At 73.2% G+C, this 19,131-nt stretch carries 20 protein-coding genes and 2 tRNA genes; 12 read left to right on the top strand and 10 right to left on the bottom strand.

Features of this window, described 5'->3' with window-relative positions; translation table 11 throughout:
- Positions 1-10: 10 nt before the first annotated feature.
- From H300_RS24845 to H300_RS24840, 5 genes are read right to left on the bottom strand one after another with little or no spacing between them, the layout of a single operon-like run.
- Positions 11-1,297 (bottom strand): cytochrome P450, encoded by a 1,287-nt coding sequence (locus tag H300_RS24845; protein WP_051269445.1) that lies wholly within the window; start codon positions 1,295-1,297, stop codon positions 11-13.
- The gene (locus H300_RS0104035; RefSeq protein ID WP_078515704.1) at positions 1,294-1,935 is read right to left on the bottom strand and encodes an ATP/GTP-binding protein; all 642 of its coding nucleotides are present in this window, start codon (positions 1,933-1,935) and stop codon (positions 1,294-1,296) included. The genes H300_RS24845 and H300_RS0104035 overlap by 4 nt, the downstream gene beginning before the upstream one ends.
- On the bottom strand, positions 1,913-2,272 hold the full coding sequence (locus H300_RS0104030) for a DUF742 domain-containing protein (protein ID WP_028426407.1): 360 nt from the start codon (positions 2,270-2,272) through the stop codon (positions 1,913-1,915). The genes H300_RS0104035 and H300_RS0104030 overlap by 23 nt, the downstream gene beginning before the upstream one ends.
- Positions 2,269-2,715: a roadblock/LC7 domain-containing protein gene (locus H300_RS0104025; RefSeq protein ID WP_028426406.1), complete on the bottom strand. Its 447-nt coding sequence runs from the start codon at positions 2,713-2,715 to the stop codon at positions 2,269-2,271. The genes H300_RS0104030 and H300_RS0104025 overlap by 4 nt, the downstream gene beginning before the upstream one ends.
- Positions 2,712-4,307 (bottom strand): ATP-binding protein, encoded by a 1,596-nt coding sequence (locus tag H300_RS24840; protein ID WP_486583545.1) that lies wholly within the window; start codon positions 4,305-4,307, stop codon positions 2,712-2,714. The genes H300_RS0104025 and H300_RS24840 overlap by 4 nt, the downstream gene beginning before the upstream one ends.
- Before the next feature lie 405 nt (positions 4,308-4,712).
- On the opposite strand from H300_RS24840, the gene H300_RS31745 reads away from it, so the two are divergent.
- Positions 4,713-5,108 carry a DUF6597 domain-containing transcriptional factor gene (locus tag H300_RS31745; RefSeq protein WP_051269443.1) on the top strand — a complete coding sequence of 132 codons (396 nt, stop codon included), beginning with the start codon at positions 4,713-4,715 and terminating at the stop codon, positions 5,106-5,108.
- Between the two features lie 186 nt (positions 5,109-5,294).
- Here the strand turns inward: H300_RS31745 and H300_RS0104010 are convergent, their stop codons facing one another.
- Positions 5,295-5,732 (bottom strand): nitroreductase/quinone reductase family protein, encoded by a 438-nt coding sequence (locus tag H300_RS0104010; protein WP_028426405.1) that lies wholly within the window; start codon positions 5,730-5,732, stop codon positions 5,295-5,297.
- 130 nt (positions 5,733-5,862) lie between these two features.
- The gene (locus tag H300_RS0104005; RefSeq protein WP_051269441.1) at positions 5,863-6,087 is read right to left on the bottom strand and encodes a DUF6011 domain-containing protein; all 225 of its coding nucleotides are present in this window, start codon (positions 6,085-6,087) and stop codon (positions 5,863-5,865) included.
- A gap of 118 nt (positions 6,088-6,205) precedes the next feature.
- On the opposite strand from H300_RS0104005, the gene cutA reads away from it, so the two are divergent.
- Complete coding sequence (gene cutA / locus H300_RS0104000; RefSeq protein WP_051269439.1) at positions 6,206-6,595, top strand: divalent-cation tolerance protein CutA; 390 nt, start codon at positions 6,206-6,208, stop codon at positions 6,593-6,595.
- A 141-nt stretch (positions 6,596-6,736) separates the two neighbouring features.
- On the top strand, positions 6,737-7,105 hold the full coding sequence (locus H300_RS0103995; RefSeq protein ID WP_028426402.1) for a DUF427 domain-containing protein: 369 nt from the start codon (positions 6,737-6,739) through the stop codon (positions 7,103-7,105).
- Positions 7,106-7,189: 84 nt separating this feature from the next.
- Here H300_RS0103995 and H300_RS24830 read toward each other — a convergent pair whose 3' ends face one another.
- Complete coding sequence (locus tag H300_RS24830; RefSeq protein WP_486583566.1) at positions 7,190-9,406, bottom strand: molybdopterin oxidoreductase family protein; 2,217 nt, start codon at positions 9,404-9,406, stop codon at positions 7,190-7,192.
- A 274-nt stretch (positions 9,407-9,680) separates the two neighbouring features.
- On the opposite strand from H300_RS24830, the gene H300_RS24825 reads away from it, so the two are divergent.
- The 4 genes from H300_RS24825 (at position 9,681) to H300_RS0103970 (ending at position 15,287) form a co-directional block, all read left to right on the top strand.
- Positions 9,681-10,568 (top strand): sirohydrochlorin chelatase, encoded by an 888-nt coding sequence (locus tag H300_RS24825; protein WP_051269437.1) that lies wholly within the window; start codon positions 9,681-9,683, stop codon positions 10,566-10,568.
- Between the two features lie 106 nt (positions 10,569-10,674).
- Entirely contained in the window at positions 10,675-11,979 is a 1,305-nt protein-coding gene (locus H300_RS0103980) for a deoxyguanosinetriphosphate triphosphohydrolase (RefSeq protein WP_028426401.1), read from the top strand.
- Positions 11,980-12,102: 123 nt separating this feature from the next.
- Complete coding sequence (locus H300_RS0103975) at positions 12,103-13,362, top strand: FAD-dependent oxidoreductase (protein WP_028426400.1); 1,260 nt, start codon at positions 12,103-12,105, stop codon at positions 13,360-13,362.
- A 182-nt stretch (positions 13,363-13,544) separates the two neighbouring features.
- On the top strand, positions 13,545-15,287 hold the full coding sequence (locus tag H300_RS0103970; RefSeq protein ID WP_028426399.1) for a pyruvate dehydrogenase: 1,743 nt from the start codon (positions 13,545-13,547) through the stop codon (positions 15,285-15,287).
- Positions 15,288-15,414: 127 nt separating this feature from the next.
- Here H300_RS0103970 and H300_RS0103965 read toward each other — a convergent pair whose 3' ends face one another.
- Complete coding sequence (locus tag H300_RS0103965; protein ID WP_028426398.1) at positions 15,415-15,717, bottom strand: hypothetical protein; 303 nt, start codon at positions 15,715-15,717, stop codon at positions 15,415-15,417.
- Positions 15,718-15,874: 157 nt separating this feature from the next.
- Between H300_RS0103965 and H300_RS0103960 the strand changes: the two genes are divergently transcribed.
- The 5 genes from H300_RS0103960 (at position 15,875) to H300_RS0103940 (ending at position 18,833) form a co-directional block, all read left to right on the top strand.
- Positions 15,875-15,947, top strand: a tRNA-Asn gene (locus H300_RS0103960).
- Between the two features lie 210 nt (positions 15,948-16,157).
- Positions 16,158-16,231 (top strand) — tRNA-Ile (locus tag H300_RS0103955).
- A 421-nt stretch (positions 16,232-16,652) separates the two neighbouring features.
- A complete protein-coding gene (locus H300_RS0103950) occupies positions 16,653-16,886 on the top strand; it encodes a type II toxin-antitoxin system VapB family antitoxin (protein WP_028426397.1) in 234 nt (77 codons plus the stop codon).
- The gene (locus H300_RS0103945; protein WP_028426396.1) at positions 16,883-17,290 is read left to right on the top strand and encodes a PIN domain nuclease; all 408 of its coding nucleotides are present in this window, start codon (positions 16,883-16,885) and stop codon (positions 17,288-17,290) included. Before H300_RS0103950 ends, H300_RS0103945 begins: the two co-directional genes overlap by 4 nt.
- Before the next feature lie 160 nt (positions 17,291-17,450).
- A complete protein-coding gene (locus H300_RS0103940; protein ID WP_028426395.1) occupies positions 17,451-18,833 on the top strand; it encodes a PIN-like domain-containing protein in 1,383 nt (460 codons plus the stop codon).
- On the opposite strand, the gene H300_RS24820 is transcribed toward H300_RS0103940, so the two are convergent.
- A partial coding sequence (locus tag H300_RS24820) for a transposase (RefSeq protein WP_037979079.1) occupies positions 18,830-19,131 on the bottom strand: 302 nt, incomplete at its 5' end. The two genes, H300_RS0103940 and H300_RS24820, sit on opposite strands and share 4 nt — an antisense overlap.

Here is a 19,131-nt window from a genome sequence, read left to right as displayed (position 1 = left end):
GGTGAGGTGTTCAAGGGTTCTCTCCTGAGTGCGGTGGGGAGGGGGTCCGGGGGTCCGTGAAGCGGACCGGGAGCGCGGCGAGCCCCTTGCTCCAGGGGGACTTGATCCACGCCAGCTGCTCCTCCGGCACGGTCAGTTCCATGTCGGGCAGCCGGTGCCGGATGGTGTCCACCGCGGTCCGGGTGATCAGCCTGGCCGGGTCCTGGGCGGGGCAGGTGTGCGGGCCGGCCCCGAACGCCAGGTGGGAGCGGTTGCCGACGACCGGCGCACCGTCGTCGGGCAGGATGCTCGGGTCCGCGTTGGCACCCGCGAGCCCCAGGACGAGCATGTCCCCGGCGCGGATCTCCTGGCCGCCGAAGCGGAGGTCGCGGGTGGCGTAGCGGGCCGGGAAGTTCTGGGTCGGAGGGAAGCGCCACAGCACCAGGTCCAGCGCGTCGTCCACGCTGAGGTGGCCGCCGGTCAGCGAGGAGCGGAAGGCGGGGTCGCAGAGCAGGATGCGCAGCGTGGTGGCGATCCAGTTCATGGTCGTCTGGTTCCCGGCGACGAACATCACCACCAGGTTGTGCAGCACCTCCTCGTCGGTGAGGGCCGCCTCGTGGTGGAGCAGGGCCGAGGTGACGTCGTTCCCCGGCCGGCTGCGCTTCTCCGCGATGAGCGAGGTCAGGATGGCGCCCATCCGCCTGCTGGCGTTCGCCGAGTCCGCGTTGGCGACGACGGTGCCCGAGATGGCCTGCACCAGTTGCTGTCCCGTGCGCTCGTCCAGCCCGAGCAGGCCGGTGATCACCTGCATCGGCAGTTTGCGGGCGTAGTGCGGCACCAGGTCCGCCTCCTGCCGTTCGGCGAAGGAGGTGATGAGCTGCTCCGCCTGCCCCCGCACGCTGCGGCGCAGCTCGTGGCCGTTGATCCGGCCCAGCGCGTCCGCCACGGCGGCACGCATCCGGCGGTGCTGCTGGCCGTCCGCGAACAGCAGGGCCGGCCGCCAGCCCACCATCGGCATGATCGGCGAGTCGGCGGGGACCCTCCCCTCGCGCAGCAGGCTCCAGCGCCGCGGGTCGTGTGAGAAGTCCTGTTCCTCCCGGGTCAGCCGCAGCAGTTCGCGGTGGCCCAGCACCAGCCAGGCGTCCACCCCCGGTGCGAGGGTGATCGGTGCGACCGGCCCGTGTTCGGCCCGCAGCCGCTCGTACAGCCGCGGGAGGCCGTCACCGTCCAGCTGCGGCCCGTACAGCGGGGTCGCGGCAGGGCCGCGTCCGCCGAACCCGGCGGCCCGGTGCGGGGGAGTGGCGGGCGGGGTGGTCATGACGGCTCCGAGGCGAGGTGGATGAGGTGGTGGACGAGGGCGATCAGCGCCCTGACCGAGGAGCCGTGGTCCCGGGCGTCGCAGACCACAAGCGGCGTCTCGGGCAGCAGGTCCAGGGCCGCCCGCAGCTCGTCCTCGGAGTGCTGGGGGCTGCCGGGGAAGACGTTCACCGCGACGGCGAACGGCAGCTCCAGGTCCTCCAGATGGCCCAGGGAGTCGAAGGACGCGGTCAGGTCGCGGGTGTCCACCAGGGCGAGGGCGCCCAGCGCGCCGCGTGCCAACTCCTTCCAGGCGGGCAGGAACCGCTGCTGGCCGGGGGTGCCGAAGAGGTAGAGCACCAGTTCGCCGTCGAGCGTCATCCGACCGAAGTCGAGCGCCACCGTGGTCGTCGTCTTGGCCCGCTCCACCGCGGTGTCCACCCGCGCGCCCGCCCGGGTCATCACCGCCTCGGTGGACAGCGGCTCGATCTCCGAGACGGTGCCGATCAGGGTCGTCTTCCCGACCCCCAGGGGGCCGACGACCAGAATCTTTGCGGCTCCCGCGACCTCGGAAGCGACGTACTTGCCGGACGCGGACGCGGACGTGGACGTGGACGCCGACACGGCGCCCGAGGCGTCACAGGCGGCTTTCGAGGCCATGGAGGACCTTTCTGAGCATCGTCACATCGGCGCGTTCAGCCGTGGGAACAGGCGGTCTGGAGATCAGCAGGCCCCAGGCCACGAGGTCGGACAGCAGCACCTGGACGACGTTGGGCGGTTGGCCGAGGTGCGCGGCCACCTCGGCGACGGACAGCAGCCCCTGGCAGTGCGTCAGGATCATCCGGTGCTCCGGCTGCAGCGCCGCCGGTACCGGGACCTCCGCGGCCCGCACCAGCGTCTCCCAGGGCAGTGCTTCACCGTGGGTATCCGCCCGTCCGCCGGTGATCACGTACGGGCGTACCGCGGAGGTCGTGCGTTCCTCCCAGCGGTCCGTCATGGCGTGGGACTCACCGAGTCCCTCGGCTCGCTGGTCAGGTGCGCGCCGATCTTCGCCACCAGCAGCTGCATCTGCTGCGCGACCAGGCCCACGTCGGCGTCCAGGTCGGTGGCGACGCCCAGGTGGGCGCCGACCCCGGCCGCGGTGAACAGCACGAAACCGTGGTCGGACTCCAGCATCAGCTGCCGCACCCCGGCGCCGTCCCCGAACAGCAGGGAGGCGGTGGAGCGGCTGGTCATGGTCATCGCCGCGCAGGCGGCGGAGAGCGACTCAGCCTTTGCGACGGAAAGTTCGGCCACCGCCCCGCCGAGGTTCTCGGCGGACGCGTGGCCGAGCCGCAGCCCGTCCTCGGAGACGACCACCGCATGCCGGACGCCCGGTATCTCGGTGAGCGGCCGCAGCATCCAGCCGAGGTCGGGAAGTCTGGCTATGGTCCCGGTCACTGCCGGCCTCCATCGTGTTCGTCGGGCACTTCGTTCTCCTGGAGTGCCGCCCGGCCGCGGCGCGACCCGGAGACCACGCTGGCGATCGAGGCCCGTGCGGCCTCCGGCGTCCAGGACGGAGCGGGCGGCGGCGTCGACGCCCGCGGGTTCGGGGAGGGGTCGGGTGCGGCGGCCGTCCCCGGGGGCCGGCGTCGGGAGCGCCGGCGCGGCAGTCCGCCGGGGCCGTCGGCCGGGGCCGGGGGCTCGGCGCCGGGCCGGGCCGGGTCCGGCCGGGCAGCGGCGTCCGCGACCGGGGCGTCCGCGACCGGGCGGGTGTGCGGCCACCCCCCGGAGAGCTCGGGGCCGCTGTGCCGGGCCCCGGTGTGCTCGGCCGGCTGCTCCACGCGCGGAGGCGGCGGCGTGGGGACGAACGGCGGCGCGGGCGCGGCCTCGGCGCGGCGCTGCCGCACGGCGGGTTCGGCACGGTGGGCCTGCGGGGCCGGGAGGTGCGACAGCGGCTCCGTCAGCAGCCGGTGCGGGACGAAGGCCACCGCCCGGGTGCCGCCGTACGCGGAGGCCCCGGTCAGCTCGACGTTGAAGCCCAGCTCCCGGGTCCAGCGGCCGACGCAGGCGAGGCCCAGTCGCGGCACCGCGCCGAGATTCGCCAGGTCCAGGTCGTCGCGGAGCTGGGCGGTCGCCTGGCGGAGCACGTCCGGCGGCATCCCCAGCCCGGCGTCGTCGATCTCCACCACCGCGCCGGCGCCCACCTCGCGCACGGTGACTACCACATTGGTCCGGGACGGCGAGAACACCGTCGCGTTCTCCAGCAGTTCGGCGATCGCGTGCATCAGGCCCTCGACGGCCGGCGGCACCACGTAGAGCGTCTGCCCACCGTGCACCTCGACGCGGCCGAACTCGACGATCCGGGACTGCGCCCCGCGCACGCAGTCGTAGAGCGAGACCGGCTGCGACTCGCGCCGCGCCGGCCAGATGCCGCACATCACCAGCAGCGTCTGCGCTTTGCGGGTCATCTGCGCGGCCGCGTGGTCCGCCCGCATCACCTCGGACATCAGGCGGGGGTCCTCCAGGGAGCGCTCCACCTGGTCCAGCACCTGCTGCTGCACCGTCGCCATGGCGTGCATGGTGCGTGCGACCGATTCGAACGCGGCCTGTACCGAGTCGCGCAGCGCACGCTCCCGGCGCACCGCCTCGTCCGAGCCGAGCGCCTGCACCACCGCAGCGAGAGCCCGGTGGAACTCGGCGCCGGTGTCCGCCTCTGCGCCGAGCGGTCCCGGCACCCCGTCCATCCGGCGCCCGGACTCCACCCGCTCGGCGATCGCCGGCAGCCGGACCGCGGCCAGGTGAGCCAGTTCGGCGCCCCGCGCGTCGGCCACCCGGCTCTGCCGGGCCCGTTCGCGGCGTTCGGCCGCCAACTGCCTGCGCAGCAGAACGGCCCAGGTGCCCAGCAGCACCGCGACGGTGGCGCACCCGCCCGCCAGAGCCCGCCGCCATTCGGCGCCGGCCGTCCAGCCCACCAGGGCCGCGCCCAGCCCCGCGAGCAGCGCGGCGACGACCCACCAGGTCCACGCCGCGCGCCCCGGCCGGGTCAGCACGGGGACCCCGGCACGACGCGTGGCACACTCACCAGACCCACCAACAGCACTGAGGACACGTCCCCTTTCGTGACTCGCCCGGACCAGGCCGCGCTCCCTCGGGTTGGTCGGGAGCACACAGATCCTACGATCAACCGACCGGATACGAGCACGGGTTGTGCAACTGCTGTCACGCATCGCCCGCATTCCCGGAGGAGTCGGACGATACCCCGCCCTGTGCGTGCGGGGGAGAGCGCCCACCGCGGACCCGCGCCCCGCCCGCCCCGGAGCAGCGCGCCCCGCCACCGCGGCGGGGTCGACACCGGAGTCCGGGTGCCGGACCCCGGGGCCCCGCCACCGGGCCCCGCCACCGGGCCGCTGCGGCGTGGGGCTGCGGGGCGCCCGGGGGTGCGGCACGCCGGGGCCATGTACGAGGAGTGGGCCTCCCGGCTCGGCGCCGGCACCGTGGCGTGGTCCAGGGTGGCGCCGCCCATGGCTCCGTCCGCCCCGCCCTCCCCGGTACGGGTCCTGCCGGACGGCTGCATGGACCTCATCTGGCACGACGGCCTCCTGGTGGCCGGTCCCGACACGGTGGCCCAGCTCGGCGCCGCGGACGCGTCCGGCGGCCGGTGGACGGGCCTCCGGTTCGCCCCCGGTGTCGGCCCGGCGGTGTTCGGGGTCCCCGCAAACGAGCTGCGCGACCGGCCCCTGCCGCTGGACGCGCTCTGGCCGGGGACCGGGTGCGGCGGCTCACCGAACGGGTCGCCGAGGCGGACGGCCGGGCCGCCCCTCGCCCGCGGGTGGTTGCCAGCGCCGCGGTGAGGTCCGCCGTGCTACCCCCGACCGGGTGACGAGGGAGTCCCGCAGCGAGACCGGCTCCCCGGAACCGGCGGCGTCCCCGCCACCGGCTCCCGCCGCTGCCCGCACTCTCCCCGCCGCCGTGCTCCCGGGCCGCCCGCGCTCTCCCTGCCGCTGTGTGCTCTCCGCGCCGCCTGCGCGGACGGAGCGTCAGTCCTGCCGGACCAGCTCCACCAGCGGGATTCGCCGCTCGGTCTTCGCCTGGTGGTCGTCCAGGAACGGCCACTGCCCCGCCGCCTCCTCGAACAGCCGGTGGTACTCCTCGCCCTCGACCACCACGGCGTTCGCGGCGAAGGAGTCGTCACCGAGCTCCACCGCCACCTCGGGATGCGCCCGCACGTTGTGGTACCAGTCGGGGTTGCGGGCCGCGCCGAGGAACGACGCCACCACGAACAGCCGCCCGTCGTCGAGCACCAGGAAACCCAGCGGGTTCGTCCGCCGGGTCCCCGTTCGAGCGCCCACATGGGTGAGCAGCAGCAGCCCGTCCGCGTTGAACGGCAGCTCCTCGCCCAGCGGCCCGGAGCCCTTCTGAGCACGGAACCGGATGGTCACTTCGCGGTTGAACGCGTTGGCTTTTTCCGGGTTCATGAGCCGAGCCTATGTCGAGCGGCCCGGAGCGGAGGGCAACTTCGCGCAGCAGCCCCGCAGTAGTCCCCCCCACGGTGTGCCGGGATCGATCCCCGGCGGCCGGGCGCACTCCCGCGGCGCGGGGGCACGCTCAGAGGCCGGGCAGCGGCTCCTGGTCCACCTCGGCGGCCGGCGGCCGAGGGGCGGCGCGGAGCAGGAGCTTGCGGCGGCAACCGGCGCCCAGACCCCAGCGCTTCGCGGCCCGCCCGCGCAGCGGTCGGCCGCACAGCCGGCAGTGCACCAGTGACCGGGCGGGCTTCTCCGGCCCGGCCTCCGGCAGGGGCTCGGGAGGATGCGCGGACTCCGGTGGCTGCATGCTCCCAGCCTGCCACCGACCGGCGACAACCGTCCGCGGCGCGGCCCGCGACGCGGCGCGGCGGCCGATCCCGGCAGCGTGGCTTCCGTGCCGGGGTCCGGGCTGCCACCGTGGTGCGATGACCGACATCCCGAAGACCTCCGGAGCCGCGTCCGCCGCGGACGTTTCCGCGCCGCCCGCCGTGCTGACGGTCCTGACCACCACCGACAGCGCCGCCAAGGCCGAATCCCTCGCCCGGGGTGCCGTCGCGGCGCGAGTGGCGGCGTGCGCGCAGATCAACGGCCCCGTGACCTCCGTCTACCGCTGGGAGGACGAGGTGCACGCCGATCCGGAGTGGCAGGTGCTGTTCAAGACGGCCACCGCGCGCTTTTCGGCGCTGGAGGAGTACATCGGCCGGGAGCACGACTACGACGTACCCGAGATCATCGCGGTCCCCGTCACCGCGGGCGGCGCGGCCTACCTGCGCTGGGTGGCCGAGGAGACGGCGGTCGCGGGCGGCGCCCGCTGACGCGTACGGCCTTCCCCCGCGGCGGCCGACCGCGCGGGAAGGCCCCTTCGGACAGGCGGCGGGCCACAATGGAGACAGGCGGGCCCCGGCACCACGGCCCCGCCCCACCCGCGATCCGCTCGCGTCCCCGAGGAGTCAGCCATGCCGCCCGCTCACCCCGGCCACCGGGTCCACGTCGAGTCGACCACCCGGCACGCCCGCGTGGAGATCGAAGGACGCACCGTCGCCGAGTCGCACCGTCCGGTACTGCTCACCGAGACGGGTTACCCGGACCGCTACTACATCCCCGCTTCCGACGTCGACTTCACCCTCTTCCGTGCCTCCGGCACCACGACGCACTGCCCCTTCAAGGGGGACGCCACGTACTGGTCCTACGTCGGTGACGGCGAGGAGGTACTCCGGCCGGACGTCTTCTGGGCCTACCCCCGTCCGCTGGTGGACGTCGACCTGATCAAGGACTGCGTCTGCTTCGACGACTCGGCCGCCCGGGTGCTCGTCCCGGACGCCTGACCGGCCTGCCCTCGCCCCCGGGCCCGCCTCGCCCGGTCCTCCTCCCCGGCCCGGCCGGGGAGGAGGACCGGGGGCGCCTGACCGTCAGGCCCCGGGTGCGGGGGCCGTGCCGGGCTCCGGGACCTCGTCGGCGGGCTCCAGCCGGACGGCGCACGCCTTGAACTCCGGCATTCGGGAGACCGGGTCCAGCGCCGGGTTGGTGAGGGTGTTTGCCCGGCCCTCGCCCGCCCAGTGGAAGGGCATGAACAGGGTGTCGGGGCGGATCGCCCGGCTCAGCCGGGCGGGTGCCAGCGCCCGCCCCCGCCGGGACACCACCGCGACCCGGTCGCCCTCCGCGATGCCGTGCCGCGCGGCCAACTGCGGGTGCAGCTCGACGAACGGGCCCGGGGCGGCGCGGTTCAGCTCCGGGACCCGCCGGGTCTGGGCGCCGGACTGGTACTGCGCGAGTACCCGCCCGGTGGTGAGCACCAGCGGGTACGCGGCGTCCGGCTCCTCCGCCGCCGGCCGGTGGCTCACCGGAACGAAGCGGGCCCGGCCGTCCGGGGTGGCGAAACGGTCGAGGAACAGCCGGGGCGTGCCCGGATGGGGCAGCGGTGCGTAGTCGCCCGCCGGGTCGTCCGGCAGCGACGGGTCGCCGGGCTCGGCGGGGCAGGGCCAGAACACCCCGTCCTCCTCGGTGATCCGCCGGTAGCTGATCCCGGAGTAGTCGGCCGGGCCCCCGGCGGACGCCCGGCGCAGCTCCTCGAAGACCTCCTCGGGGTCGGACGGGAAGCCCTTCTCCCAGCCCAGCCGCCCGGCCAGCGCGTGCAGCACCTCCAGGTCGGTGCGCACCCCCGGAGGCGGCTCGACCGCCTTGCGGCGCAGCAGCACCCGCCCCTCCAGGTTCGTCATCGTCCCGGTCTCCTCGGCCCACTGGGTCACCGGCAGCACCACGTCGGCCAGCAGGGCGGTCTCGGACAGCACCACGTCGCAGACGGCAAGGAACTCCAGGGCGCGGACGCGCTCCTCCACCCGGGCGGCCCCGGGTGCGGAGACCACCGGGTTGGAGCCGAGCAGCAGCAGCGCGTGCACGTCCCGGCCGAGGGCGTCAAGGAGCTCGTAGGCGCTGCGGCCGGGGCCCGGCAGCACGTCGGGGTCGACGCCCCACACCCCGGCGACGTGCGCCCGGGCCGCCGGGTCGGTGAGCATCCGGTAGCCGGGGAGCTGGTCCGCCTTCTGGCCGTGCTCGCGACCGCCCTGCCCGTTGCCCTGCCCGGTCAGGCAGCCGTAGCCGGACAGCGGCCGACCGGCCCGGCCGGTGGCCAGCGCCAGGTTGATCCAGGCGCTGACCGTGTCGGTGCCCTTGGCCTGCTGCTCCGGACCGCGGGCGGTGAGCACCATGGCGGTGTCGGCCTCGCAGAAGTACCGCACGGCCTCGCGCAGTTGCGGGACCGGTACGCCGGTGACCCGTTCGACCAGCTCCGGCCAGTGTGCCATGGCCGCGGCCCTCGCGGCGGGCCAGCCCGTGGTGCGTGCCGCGATGTAGGCCTCGTCGGTCCGCCCCTCGGCGACCATCAGGTGCAGCATCCCCAGTGCGAGGGCCAGGTCCGTTCCGGGACGCGGCGCGAGGTGCAGATCGGCCTGCTCGGCCGTCCGGGTGCGGCGCGGGTCGACGACGACGAGCCTGCCGCCGCGTTCCCGCACCCCGGTGAAGTACCGCAGTGCGGGCGGCATCGTGTCCGCCGGGTTCGCGCCGACCAGGACCACGCAGTCGGTGCGGGCGATGTCGACGAGCGGGAACGGCAGGCCCCGGTCCAGGCCGAAGGCCCGGTTCCCGGCCGCCGCGGCGGAGGACATGCAGAACCGGCCGTTGTAGTCGATCTGCGAGGTGCCCAGGACGAGCCGGGCGAACTTGCCGAGCAGGTAGGCCTTCTCGTTGGTGAGACCGCCGCCGCCGAACACCCCGGCTGCGTCGGCACCGTACCGCGTCCGGACCCGGGCCAGTTGGGCGGCGACCCGGCCCAGCGCCTCGTCCCAGCCCGCCGGTTCCAGTGGTCCGCCGGGATGCCGGCGGACCAGCGGCCCGGTCAGCCGGCTCCCGGTGGCGAGGACGGAGGGCGCGGTGCGCCCCTTGCCGCACAGCGCCCCCCGGTTGACGTCGAAGCCGGGGCGTTCGACGAGTTCCACCGGCACCCGGTCCGCGTCCGCCGCCGCGCCCACGGCGGTGGCCGCTTCCGCCGCTTCTGCCGGTCCCGCCGCTTCCGTCTCGGCGGACCCCGCGTTCCCGCCGGGGGCCTGTGCGGGGAGCGGACGGAGCCCCATCCCGCACTGGAGCGAGCAGTACGGGCAGTGGGTGGCCACGGTTCCGGAGGCCCCCGTCGGGTCGGTCGTCCGTCCGGGCTGCGGCCCGCCCGCGGCTGCTGCTGTCACGTCCATGGGCCCAGCGTGCGGCGCCGGTGTTTCCGGCCGGACGCCGCCGCGTTACACGGTCGGCACGCCGACCTCCCCGCGCCGCCCGGGCGGACGTGAGGAGCACGGCAACCGCCCGTGACGCCCGGGCAACCGGCCGGCAACCGCGAAGCCGCAGCATCGCCGCATGACGGTGTCGCTCTCCTCGGCCCCCGCCCCCGCAGCAGGCCCCCTCGCCGTGCTGCTCGGGTCGGCCGCCGCTCCTCCCGCCACCGGCCCGGCCCCGGCGGGCCCCGGTAACGCGGTGCGGCTCCCGCCCCGCGCCACTGCCCGGCCCGGGGGCCCTCCGGCCCCTGCCCGGCCCCCGCTCGGTCCCGGCGCGACCCTCCTGGCGGTCGCACACGGCTCCCGGGATCCGCGGGCGGGCCGCGCCGTCCGGGCACTGCTCGATCGGGTTCGTGGGCTGCGGCCCGGCCTCCGGGTGGAGCTCGGCAACCTGGAGATCGAGGCGCCGCTGCTCGCCGACAGGCTCGCCGCGCGACTCGTCGGCCGGGTCGTGCTGGTCCCGCTGCTGTACGGCCGCGGCTATCACGTGTGCCACGACCTCCCGCGGGCGGTCGCCGCGGCCGCCCACCTCGACGCCGTCCGCGCCGAGCCGCTGGCCGGTGCCCCGCTGCTGGCCGAGGCGCTGCACGAGCGGCTGGTGCGGGCGCCGGGCATGTATCCGGCCGGACCCGACGGGGTGGTGCTGGCCGCCGCCGGATCGCGCGACCCCCGTACCGCCGCCGACACGGCGACCACCGCCGCGCTGCTCTCCCGGTGCCTCGGCGGGGTGCCGGTCCGCCCCGCCTTCGGCGGCGGAACCGGCCCCACCGTGCCGGACATGGTGCGGGCGCTGCGGGCGGACGGATGTCGGCGGGTGGCGCTCTCCCGCTGCTTCACCGCGCCGGGGTACTTCGCCTCCCGCTGCGCGGCCGACGCCCCCGGACTGCCGGTCGCCGCACCGCTCGGCGCCCACCCTGCGCTAGCCCGCCTGGTGCTCCGCCGCTTCGACGAGGCCCTCACCGGGACCTGAGCCCCGCCGGGCGCGCTCCGACGCGGCGTCGTCCCCCGCAGTCCGTGCGCCCGCAGGCCGTGCCGCCGGTGCTCGGCGCCGTGCCGGGGCGGCTACCGTCGGAGGTATGCACGCCACAGGAACAACGCAGGACGCGAGGGGATCATACGACCACAGGGACAACGAGCGCTGGGAGCAGGAGCCGGACAAGCGGCCCGGCCGGACGGCCTTCCAGCGCGATCGCGCGCGGGTGCTGCACTCCGCGGCGCTGCGCCGACTCGCGGGGAAGACCCAGGTGGTCACGCCCGGTTCCAGCGCGCAGGGCTGGGACGCCACCCCCCGCACCCGGCTGACCCACTCGCTGGAGTGCGCGCAGGTCGGACGGGAACTGGGCGCCGCCCTCGGCTGCGACCCGGACCTGGTCGAAGTCGCCTGCCTCGCCCACGACCTCGGGCATCCGCCGTTCGGTCACAACGGGGAACAGGCGCTCGCCGGGATCGCCGAGCCCTGCGGAGGGTTCGAGGGAAACGCCCAGTCGCTGCGCCTGCTGGCCCGCCTGGAACCCAAGCGGTTCACCTCCGACGGCCGCCCGGTCGGGCTCAACCTCACCCGGGCGGCGCTGGACGCGGCCACCAAGTACCCGTGGTCGCAGGGGGAGCACCCCGACGGTCCCGGTTCACCGAAGTTCGGCGTCTACCGCGATGACCTGCCGGTCTTCGACTGGTACCGCCGGGGCGCCCCCGCACACCGGCCGTGCTTCGAGGCGCAGGTGATGGACTGGTCCGACGACGTCGCCTACTCCGTGCACGACGTGGAGGACGGACTGCACGCCTGCCACCTGGACCCGCGCATGCTGCTCGCCGACGCCGAGCGGGCGGACATCTTCGCCGTCGCCGCGGGCCGCTACGCTCCCGCGGACACCGAACCGGCCGAACTGGCCGAGGCCCTGGACCGGTTGCTGGACCAGCCGTGGTGGCCGCACTCCTACGACGGCAGCGCCGGTGAGCAGGCCCGGCTGAAGGACGCGGCCAGCCAGCTCATCGGCCGCTTCTGCCTGGCCGCCGAGACCGCCACCCGGGCCGCCCACGGGCCGGGGCGGCTCACCCGCCATGCGGCCGACCTGGTGGTGCCGCGGGCCGCGAAGCTGGAGTGCGCGGTGCTCAAGGCCGTGGCGGACCGCTACGTGATGCAGCGCGACGACCAGGAGCGTGTCCGGGCGGAGCAGCGCGTCGTGCTCGCCGAACTGGCCGGGGCCCTGCTCCTGCGGGCACCGGAGGGGCTGGACCCGCAGTTCCGCGCCCTGTACGCGGAGGCCGCGGACGACGCGGAGCGGGTGCGCGTCGTCGTCGATCAGATCGCGGGACTCACCGATGCCTCGGCCCGCAACCTGCACGCCCGGCTCACCCGCGCCACGGCGACCGTGCCGCGCTGACCCGGTGCCGCCCGCAAACCGCCGACCGGCCGGTCCGAGCCCTTCCGGTGATCCCGCGCATACGGCAGGCTCCCTGGGAAACCTTGTCGGGGACGACCGGGGGCAGCAGCGAGGAGGCACCACGTGGTCGACGCACACCGCACGTTCGTCATCATCGGCGGCGGACTGGCCGGAGCGAAAGCGGCCGAGACCCTCAGAGCGGAGGGGTTCTCCGGGCGGGTGATCCTCGTCGGCGACGAGCGCGACCACCCGTACGAGCGTCCGCCGCTGTCCAAGGGGTACCTCACCGGCTCCGACCTGCGGGAGAGCGTCTTCGTCCACGACCCCGCCTGGTACGCGGCCGAGCGGATCGAGCTGCACCTCGGGCAGCCCGCGGTGCACGTCGACCGGTCGGCGCGGTCGGTGCGGCTCGGTGACGGCACCGTGCTGCCCTACGACGCACTGCTGCTGGCGACCGGTTCCGAACCCCGCCGCCTCGACATCCCCGGTACCGACCTGCCCGGAGTCCACCACCTGCGGCGCCTGGCGCACGCCGACCAGCTGCGCGGCATGCTCGCCCGGCTCGGCCGCGAGCTGGGCCGCCTGGTGATCGCGGGGGCCGGTTGGATCGGCTTGGAGGTCGCCGCCGCGGCGCGCCACTACGGGGTGGAGGTCACCGTCGTGGAGCAGCGCCCCACGCCGCTGCACGGCGTCCTCGGCCCCGAACTCGGGGCGCTCTTCGCCGATCTGCACGGGGAGCAGGGAGTGCGGTTCCACTTCGGCGGCCGGCTGACCGAGATCGTGGGCGAAGACGGCCAGGTGCTGGCGGTCCGTACCGACGACGGCGAGGAGTATCCCGCGCACGGAGTGCTCGCCGCCATCGGTGCCGCACCCCGCACCGCGCTGGCGGAGGCCGCGGGGCTGGAGATCGACGAACGGACGGGCGGCGTGTCCGTGGACACTGCGCTGCGCACCAGCGACCCGTCGGTCTTCGCCGCCGGGGACGCCGCGGCCGTCCTGCTGCCCGCCGCGGACGGCCGGCTCCGGGTGGACCACTGGGCGAACGCGCTGCACAGCGGCCCGGCGGCGGCCCGCGCCATGCTCGGCCGGACGGTGGACTACGACCGGGTGCCGTACTTCTTCTCCGACCAGTACGACGTCGCCATGGAGTACAGCGGCTGGGCGCCGCCGGGGAGTTACGACCAGGTGGTCTGCCGCGGCGACGTCGGCAGGCGGCGGTTCACCGCCTTCTGGCTCCGCGACAACCGGGTGCTGGCGGGGCTCAACGTGAACGTCCCCGGGGTCGCCGAGGAGATCCAGGCGCTGGTCAGGACGGGCCACGCGCTCGATCCGCACCTGCTGGCCGACCCGGGCACGCCCCTGGCCCGCCTCGCCCGCGGGTAGCCGCCCGGCCCGGATCCGGGCACCGGCCGCCCTCGGGCCGTGCCGGGAGCCGGGCCGCACCCGGCGTGCGGTGCCCCGTCCGCGCCGAACGGGCCGAGGTCTCCCGAACTTCCTCGCAAAAGGGATATTTTATGTCTGCCTTCCCGGTGGGAAGTCGGATCCGAAGCAGAGGTGCGGGAGCGATGGCGAAGCAGACGGTGGCCGAGCAGTTCGTCGACATCCTGGTCCGATCGGGGGTCAGGCGCCTCTACGGAGTGGTGGGCGACAGCCTGAACCCGGTGGTCGACGCGGTGCGCCGGCACGCGGGGATCGACTGGGTCCAGGTGCGGCACGAGGAGACGGCCGCGTTCGCCGCCGGTGCCGAGGCGCAGGTCACCGGCAGCCTCGCCGCCTGCGCCGGTTCGTGCGGGCCGGGGAACCTGCACCTGATCAACGGGCTGTACGACGCGCACCGCTCGATGGCACCGGTCCTGGCGCTCGCCTCGCACATCCCCAGCAGCGAGATCGGCTCGGGGTTCTTCCAGGAGACCCACCCCGACCGCCTGTTCACCGAGTGCAGCCACTACAGCGAACTGGTCTCCAGTCGGCGTCAGATGCCCCGGGTCCTCCAGACCGCCATCCAGCACGCCGTCGGCCGCGGCGGGGTGGGCGTCGTCTCGCTGCCGGGGGACATCGCCGCCGAGCAGGCTCCGGAGCGCGCCGAGGAGCACGCACTCGTCACCTCCCGGCCCACCGTCCGGCCCGGGGACACCGAGTTGGACGCCCTCGCCCGTATGGTGGACGACGCCGAGCGGGTGACGCTGTTCTGCGGCAGCGGCACCGCGGGCGCCCACCGGGAGGTGATGGAGTTCGCCGCCAAGGTGAAGGCGCCCATCGGGCACGCCCTGCGGGGCAAGGAGTGGATCCAGTACGACAACCCGTTCGACGTGGGGATGAGCGGGCTGCTCGGCTACGGAGCGGCCTACGAGGCCACCCACGAGTGCGACCTGCTCATCCTGCTGGGCACCGACTTCCCCTACAACGCCTTCCTGCCGGACGACGTGAGGATCGTGCAGGTCGACGTCCGCCCGGAGCACCTCGGGCGGCGCTCCAAACTCGACCTGGGGGTGTGGGGCGACGTCCGCGAGACACTGCGCTGCCTGGTGCCCCGGGTGGAGGAGAAGAAGGACCGCCGGTTCCTCGACCGGATGCTGAAGAAGCACGCGGCCGCCCTGGAGGGGGTGGTGAAGGCGTACACCCGGAAGGTGGAGAAGCAGCGGCCCATCCACCCCGAGTACGTCGCCTCCGTGCTCGACGAGGAAGCGGCGGACGACGCCGTCTTCACGGTGGACACCGGGATGTGCAACGTCTGGGCTGCGCGGTACCTGACCCCCAACGGCCGCCGCCGGGTCATCGGCTCCTTCACCCACGGCTCGATGGCGAACGCGCTGCCGCAGGCCATCGGCGCGCAGTTCACCGATCCCCGGCGCCAGGTGGTCGCGATGTCCGGAGACGGCGGCTTCACCATGCTGATGGGCGACTTCCTCACCCTGGTCCAGTACGGGCTGCCGGTGAAGGTGGTGCTCTTCAACAACTCCTCGCTGGGCATGGTGGAGCTGGAGATGCTGGTGGCCGGTCTGCCGTCGCACGGGACCTCCCACCGCAACCCGGACTTCGCCGCGGTCGCCCGGGCGGCCGGCGCGTACGGCGTGCGGGTGGAGAAGCCCAGGGAGGTGCGCCGCGCCCTGCGCGATGCCTTCTCCCACAAGGGCCCGGCCCTGGTCGACGTGGTGACCGACCCGAACGCGCTCTCCATCCCGCCGAAGATCAGCGCCGAGATGGTCACCGGATTCGCCCTCTCCGCGAGCCGGATCGTGCTGGACGGCGGCGTCGGCCGGATGGTGCAGATGGCTCGCTCGAACCTCCGCAACGTCCCGCGCCTGTGACCGATCCCTCGGGGCCGGGAGGGCGCACCGGTCGGGGGCGCGCTCCCGGGGGGCGTCTCGGGGGCCGGACACAGGAGACCCGTCCGGTCCACTGGGCCGGACGGGTGATCTCTCCGAACCGGGGAGCTCAGGGGCCGGTGGTGCCCCAGTCGCCCTCCCGCACGCCCGTGCCGCGCCCGTTCAGCGAGCGGACGCGCTCGGTGACCGACTCCGGAAGCCGGTCACCCACCCGGTCGGCGACCCGGTGCGCGGCCTTGGACGCGGCCTGGCGGCCGGTGTGCGTCGCCGTTTCCACGGTGTTGCGGACGGCGGGCTTGCTCGCGAGCCGCTCGGCGCTGCGCCGGATCTGCTCGTAGCGCTCCCGCCCCGCTCGTGCGCCGATCACATACCCGGCGGCGAGGCCTGTGATGAACATCAGTCGGTACCGCATGGGGCACCCCTTCCCTGGATCAGGCTTCAGCATGCGCCGGGGGCGGCCCTGAGGGCGCTGCCGATACCGATTTCGGGGCAGCCCCCGGCATGCGCTAATGTATTGCTCGCAGCGAGGGAGTGCCCCCGAGAAACGGGAGCAATCCTCCGCGGAGCAGTCCCCTGTAGCTCAATTGGCAGAGCAGCCGGCTGTTAACCGGCAGGTTACTGGTTCGAGTCCAGTCGGGGGAGCGCGTACAAAGGGCCCCTCCGGGGCCCTTTTTGATGGGCCCCGGAGCGCCGTCCCGGGCCGCGGACGCACCCAGGCCGCAGCTCGTGGAACCGGGGCGGACCCGGGTGGCGTCCTTCTCGGGGCATGGCTCGGCCCGCCCGGGCGGGAGATCGTATGAGCGGCTATGCTGCGGCAGACGACGCGCACATGTGTGCGCGACGCGCCGACAAGGGGCGGTAGCTCAGCCGGTTAGAGCAGCGGACTCATAATCCGTCGGCCGTGGGTTCGAGTCCCACCCGCCCCACCGAGCTCCCCAGGCAGAATCGTTCTGACCTGGGTAAACGCGTTTTTCACGGTCATATTGCGTTAGGTGTTCGCCTCACGGTGGTGTGGCGGACGAGGGTCTTCATGTGTCGAGAGGGCTTCCTGCGTGGCTGTGACCTCGACCTTTCCGGTCTCGGCGTCGCGGGATGGTTAACAGCGGTCCCACGGCCCTCCCGTGAGGGGTTCACCTGCACCTAGCATCCGTACCCGTGGTTCCCCGGAGAAGTGGTCCCGCTTTCGGGTTGCGGCCAGGCCAGGGGTGTGGTCCCCGTGACTGTGTCTTGCGGGTGTCTGTCGGCGATCGGGTCGCGTCTTCCTCGTGCGTGATGGCCCGCGCAAGGCAATGTTGGTGATGTATCGTGCTTATGTACATCACGGACTCTCGGTGAAAGGTGGCTGGCATGTCTGTTACCCAAGTCGATCTCGATGACGAGGCGCTGGCCGAGGCGATGCGGCTCATGGGTGTCTCGACGAAGAAAGAGACGGTCAACGGGGCTCTGCGGGACTACGTGGCGCGCATCAAGCGGTTGGAGGCTGCCGAAAAGCTGGTCGCGCGGGGTGAGCGGGGCGAGTTCGAGGCCGCGGCTGCGGCGCATGCGGCTTCCAAGCGCGCCCGGCGGGCAGCCTTCGAGTGATCACGTACCTCCTCGACACCTCCGCGTTCTGGCACCTCTTTCGCACGCCGGGGGCGTTGCTGCCCTGGGAAGGGCACATCGCCGCGGGCGTGTTCCACATCTGCGAGCCCACGAGAGCGGAGTTCCTCTACTCGGCCACCAGTCCGGCCCACCGCGACGAGTTGGCCGAAGAGGTGGATGCTCTCTGCCAGTCCTCGCCAGTTCCCAAGAACGCGTGGCGCTGGGTCGATACCGCGCAGTACAAGCTCACCCAGCAGGGACAGCACCGGGCCGCCGGGCCCATCGATCTTCTGGTGTGTGCGACCGCGGTTCATCACGGCCACACCGTGCTCCACGTCGACAACGACTTCGCCACGGTGGCGGCGGTCCTCAAGGAAGTGCAGCAGCGGGACGTGCGCGCCTGACGATGTCCAAGTGGGTCGCCGTGAAAGGCTGGCTCATTGCCCTCAGCCTGTTGCCCGCGTGAGACGAAAGTACCTGCGCCCCAGAGCGCGGCCCTGTAAGACTTTCCCCGCGCACCCAGCCGGGGATGCTGGTACGCATCGCGATTCCAGGGGGCGTTTCATGGCGGCACCGCACGCCACATCCGACCAGCCGCAGGATCGGGGCATTTTTGACTGCGACGAGGCCCACCGGAGCCCACTTCGCTCTGACTATGAGCGGATCTTCGATTCCGGTCTGGTGGTGCTCGACACCAATGTGCTGCTCAATCTCTACCGCTCGAACGAGAGTACCCGCCGGGACATGCTTGCCGCCCTCGCCAGGCTCCGCGAGCGACTGTGGATCCCACACCAGGTGCTCACGGAGTTCTGGCGCAACCGCGAGTCGGCGACCGTACGCCATCACCACGCGACCAAGGCCAATGAGGCGGGCACCGCACTCGACAAGGCGGTCAAGGCGGCCCGGACAGCAGTGACCACCTGGCTGACCGCCGTTCAGCTCAAGGACGACGAAGAGGCTGCGCAGCGGACTGACCAAGACCTGACCGAACTCACCAAAGCGGCCGACAGCCTCAAAATGTTCATCCGGGCACAGGCGGAGTGCGACGCGCTCAAGGAAACTGCCACCACGCACACCGACCCGGTGCTCAACGTCCTTGAACCGCTTTTGCACGGGCGGATCGGCGAGCCGCTGCCGCCAGACGAGTACGACAAGGCCGTGAAAGAGGCACAGGAGCGCGCCGATGAGGGGATACCGCCGGGACACGAGGACTTCCGCACCAAGGAACCTGAGCTGGCTGCCGGTGATTACCTTCTGTGGGTCCAGCTCATGGCGGAGGCCCGGCACCGTGGGCGCGACGTTCTGCTGGTCACCGGGGACGTGAAGAAGGACTGGTGGACCAGCCGCGGATACGACATCCCGCCACGCCCCCGTGCCGAACTCCTCCTGGAACTGCGGGAGCACGCCCGGGTAGACCTCTACATGCTCACTCCAAGCGAACTGCTCCGCTGGGCCGAGGAACTCCTCGAACTGAACGTGGACGAAGGCTCGGTCCGCGACCTGGAGCAACTGGGTGAGGCATCGGCCGCCGAAGACTTCGAAGAGGGGGCCTGGACGGCGGAGTCGCTAGCGGTGTTCATGGACGAGTTGATTAGGCGCTACCCATCCCGAGTCAAAGCGATCGTTGCAGCTGCGGCGAACGGCGGGTTTGTGGACAGGGAGGCGGTGTACGAGCTTGCCGGCTATGACGAGACACGCAGACTCCGCGGCTTCACCCAACCGATCGGCACCCTGTCGAGGGATTTGCAGGCGGTAGGAGTGCTGACGGGTGGAGAGCCCTTCCTGCTGACCACCGTCTACGGTCACGCCGTCGACCCTTCCTGGGCGAAGGGATTCCGCATTCCCAGCGCTGTGATTCCCCTGCTCCGGAGCAAGTACGAAGGGGGCAGCCTGTGGCAGACCAGAGACAGCGGAGAGGCTGGGAGGGAACCTTCCGACAGGGACTAGTGCCCTGAGTCGTTAATTCGTGTGCAGTATGCGGCGTGGGTGTCGAGGATGTCGTCCGCGGTCTTCGTCCAGATGAACGGCTTGGGGTTCTTGTTCCACTCGTTGATCCAGCCGCGGATGTCGCGTTCGAGTTCGACGACGCTGCGGTGGGTCGAGCGGCGGAGTTTGCGGGAGGTCAGCTCGGCGAACCAGCGCTCGACGAGGTTGAGCCAGGATGCCGAGGTGGGGGTGAAGTGCAGGTGGAACCGGGGATGACGCAGCAGCCACTTCTTGACCGGCTCGGTCTTGTGGGTGGCGT

It is taken from the genome of Streptomyces sp. TAA040, assembly GCF_000424845.1.
The sequence above is the reverse complement of the archived record's forward strand: the minus strand, read 5'-3'. Positions and strand labels throughout refer to the sequence as shown.

What these genes read in the sequence shown, in the direction of transcription:
- H300_RS0103950 (WP_028426397.1), top strand. Translation starts at nt 16,653, where the DNA reads ATGTCTGTTACCCAAGTCGATCTCGATGACGAGGCGCTGGCCGAGGCG.
- H300_RS0103995 (WP_028426402.1), top strand. Translation starts at nt 6,737, where the DNA reads ATGCCGCCCGCTCACCCCGGCCACCGGGTCCACGTCGAGTCGACCACC.
- H300_RS0103980 (WP_028426401.1), top strand. Translation starts at nt 10,675, where the DNA reads ATGCACGCCACAGGAACAACGCAGGACGCGAGGGGATCATACGACCAC.
- H300_RS24825 (WP_051269437.1), top strand. Translation starts at nt 9,681, where the DNA reads ATGACGGTGTCGCTCTCCTCGGCCCCCGCCCCCGCAGCAGGCCCCCTC.
- cutA (WP_051269439.1), top strand. Translation starts at nt 6,206, where the DNA reads ATGACCGACATCCCGAAGACCTCCGGAGCCGCGTCCGCCGCGGACGTT.
- H300_RS0104010 (WP_028426405.1), bottom strand. Translation starts at nt 5,732, where the DNA reads ATGAACCCGGAAAAAGCCAACGCGTTCAACCGCGAAGTGACCATCCGG.
- H300_RS24845 (WP_051269445.1), bottom strand. Translation starts at nt 1,297, where the DNA reads ATGACCACCCCGCCCGCCACTCCCCCGCACCGGGCCGCCGGGTTCGGC.
- H300_RS0103970 (WP_028426399.1), top strand. Translation starts at nt 13,545, where the DNA reads ATGGCGAAGCAGACGGTGGCCGAGCAGTTCGTCGACATCCTGGTCCGA.
- H300_RS0103965 (WP_028426398.1), bottom strand. Translation starts at nt 15,717, where the DNA reads ATGCGGTACCGACTGATGTTCATCACAGGCCTCGCCGCCGGGTATGTG.
- H300_RS31745 (WP_051269443.1), top strand. Translation starts at nt 4,713, where the DNA reads ATGTACGAGGAGTGGGCCTCCCGGCTCGGCGCCGGCACCGTGGCGTGG.
- H300_RS0104030 (WP_028426407.1), bottom strand. Translation starts at nt 2,272, where the DNA reads ATGACGGACCGCTGGGAGGAACGCACGACCTCCGCGGTACGCCCGTAC.
- H300_RS24830 (WP_486583566.1), bottom strand. Translation starts at nt 9,406, where the DNA reads ATGGGGCTCCGTCCGCTCCCCGCACAGGCCCCCGGCGGGAACGCGGGG.
- H300_RS0103940 (WP_028426395.1), top strand. Translation starts at nt 17,451, where the DNA reads ATGGCGGCACCGCACGCCACATCCGACCAGCCGCAGGATCGGGGCATT.
- H300_RS0104035 (WP_078515704.1), bottom strand. Translation starts at nt 1,935, where the DNA reads ATGGCCTCGAAAGCCGCCTGTGACGCCTCGGGCGCCGTGTCGGCGTCC.
- H300_RS0104005 (WP_051269441.1), bottom strand. Translation starts at nt 6,087, where the DNA reads ATGCAGCCACCGGAGTCCGCGCATCCTCCCGAGCCCCTGCCGGAGGCC.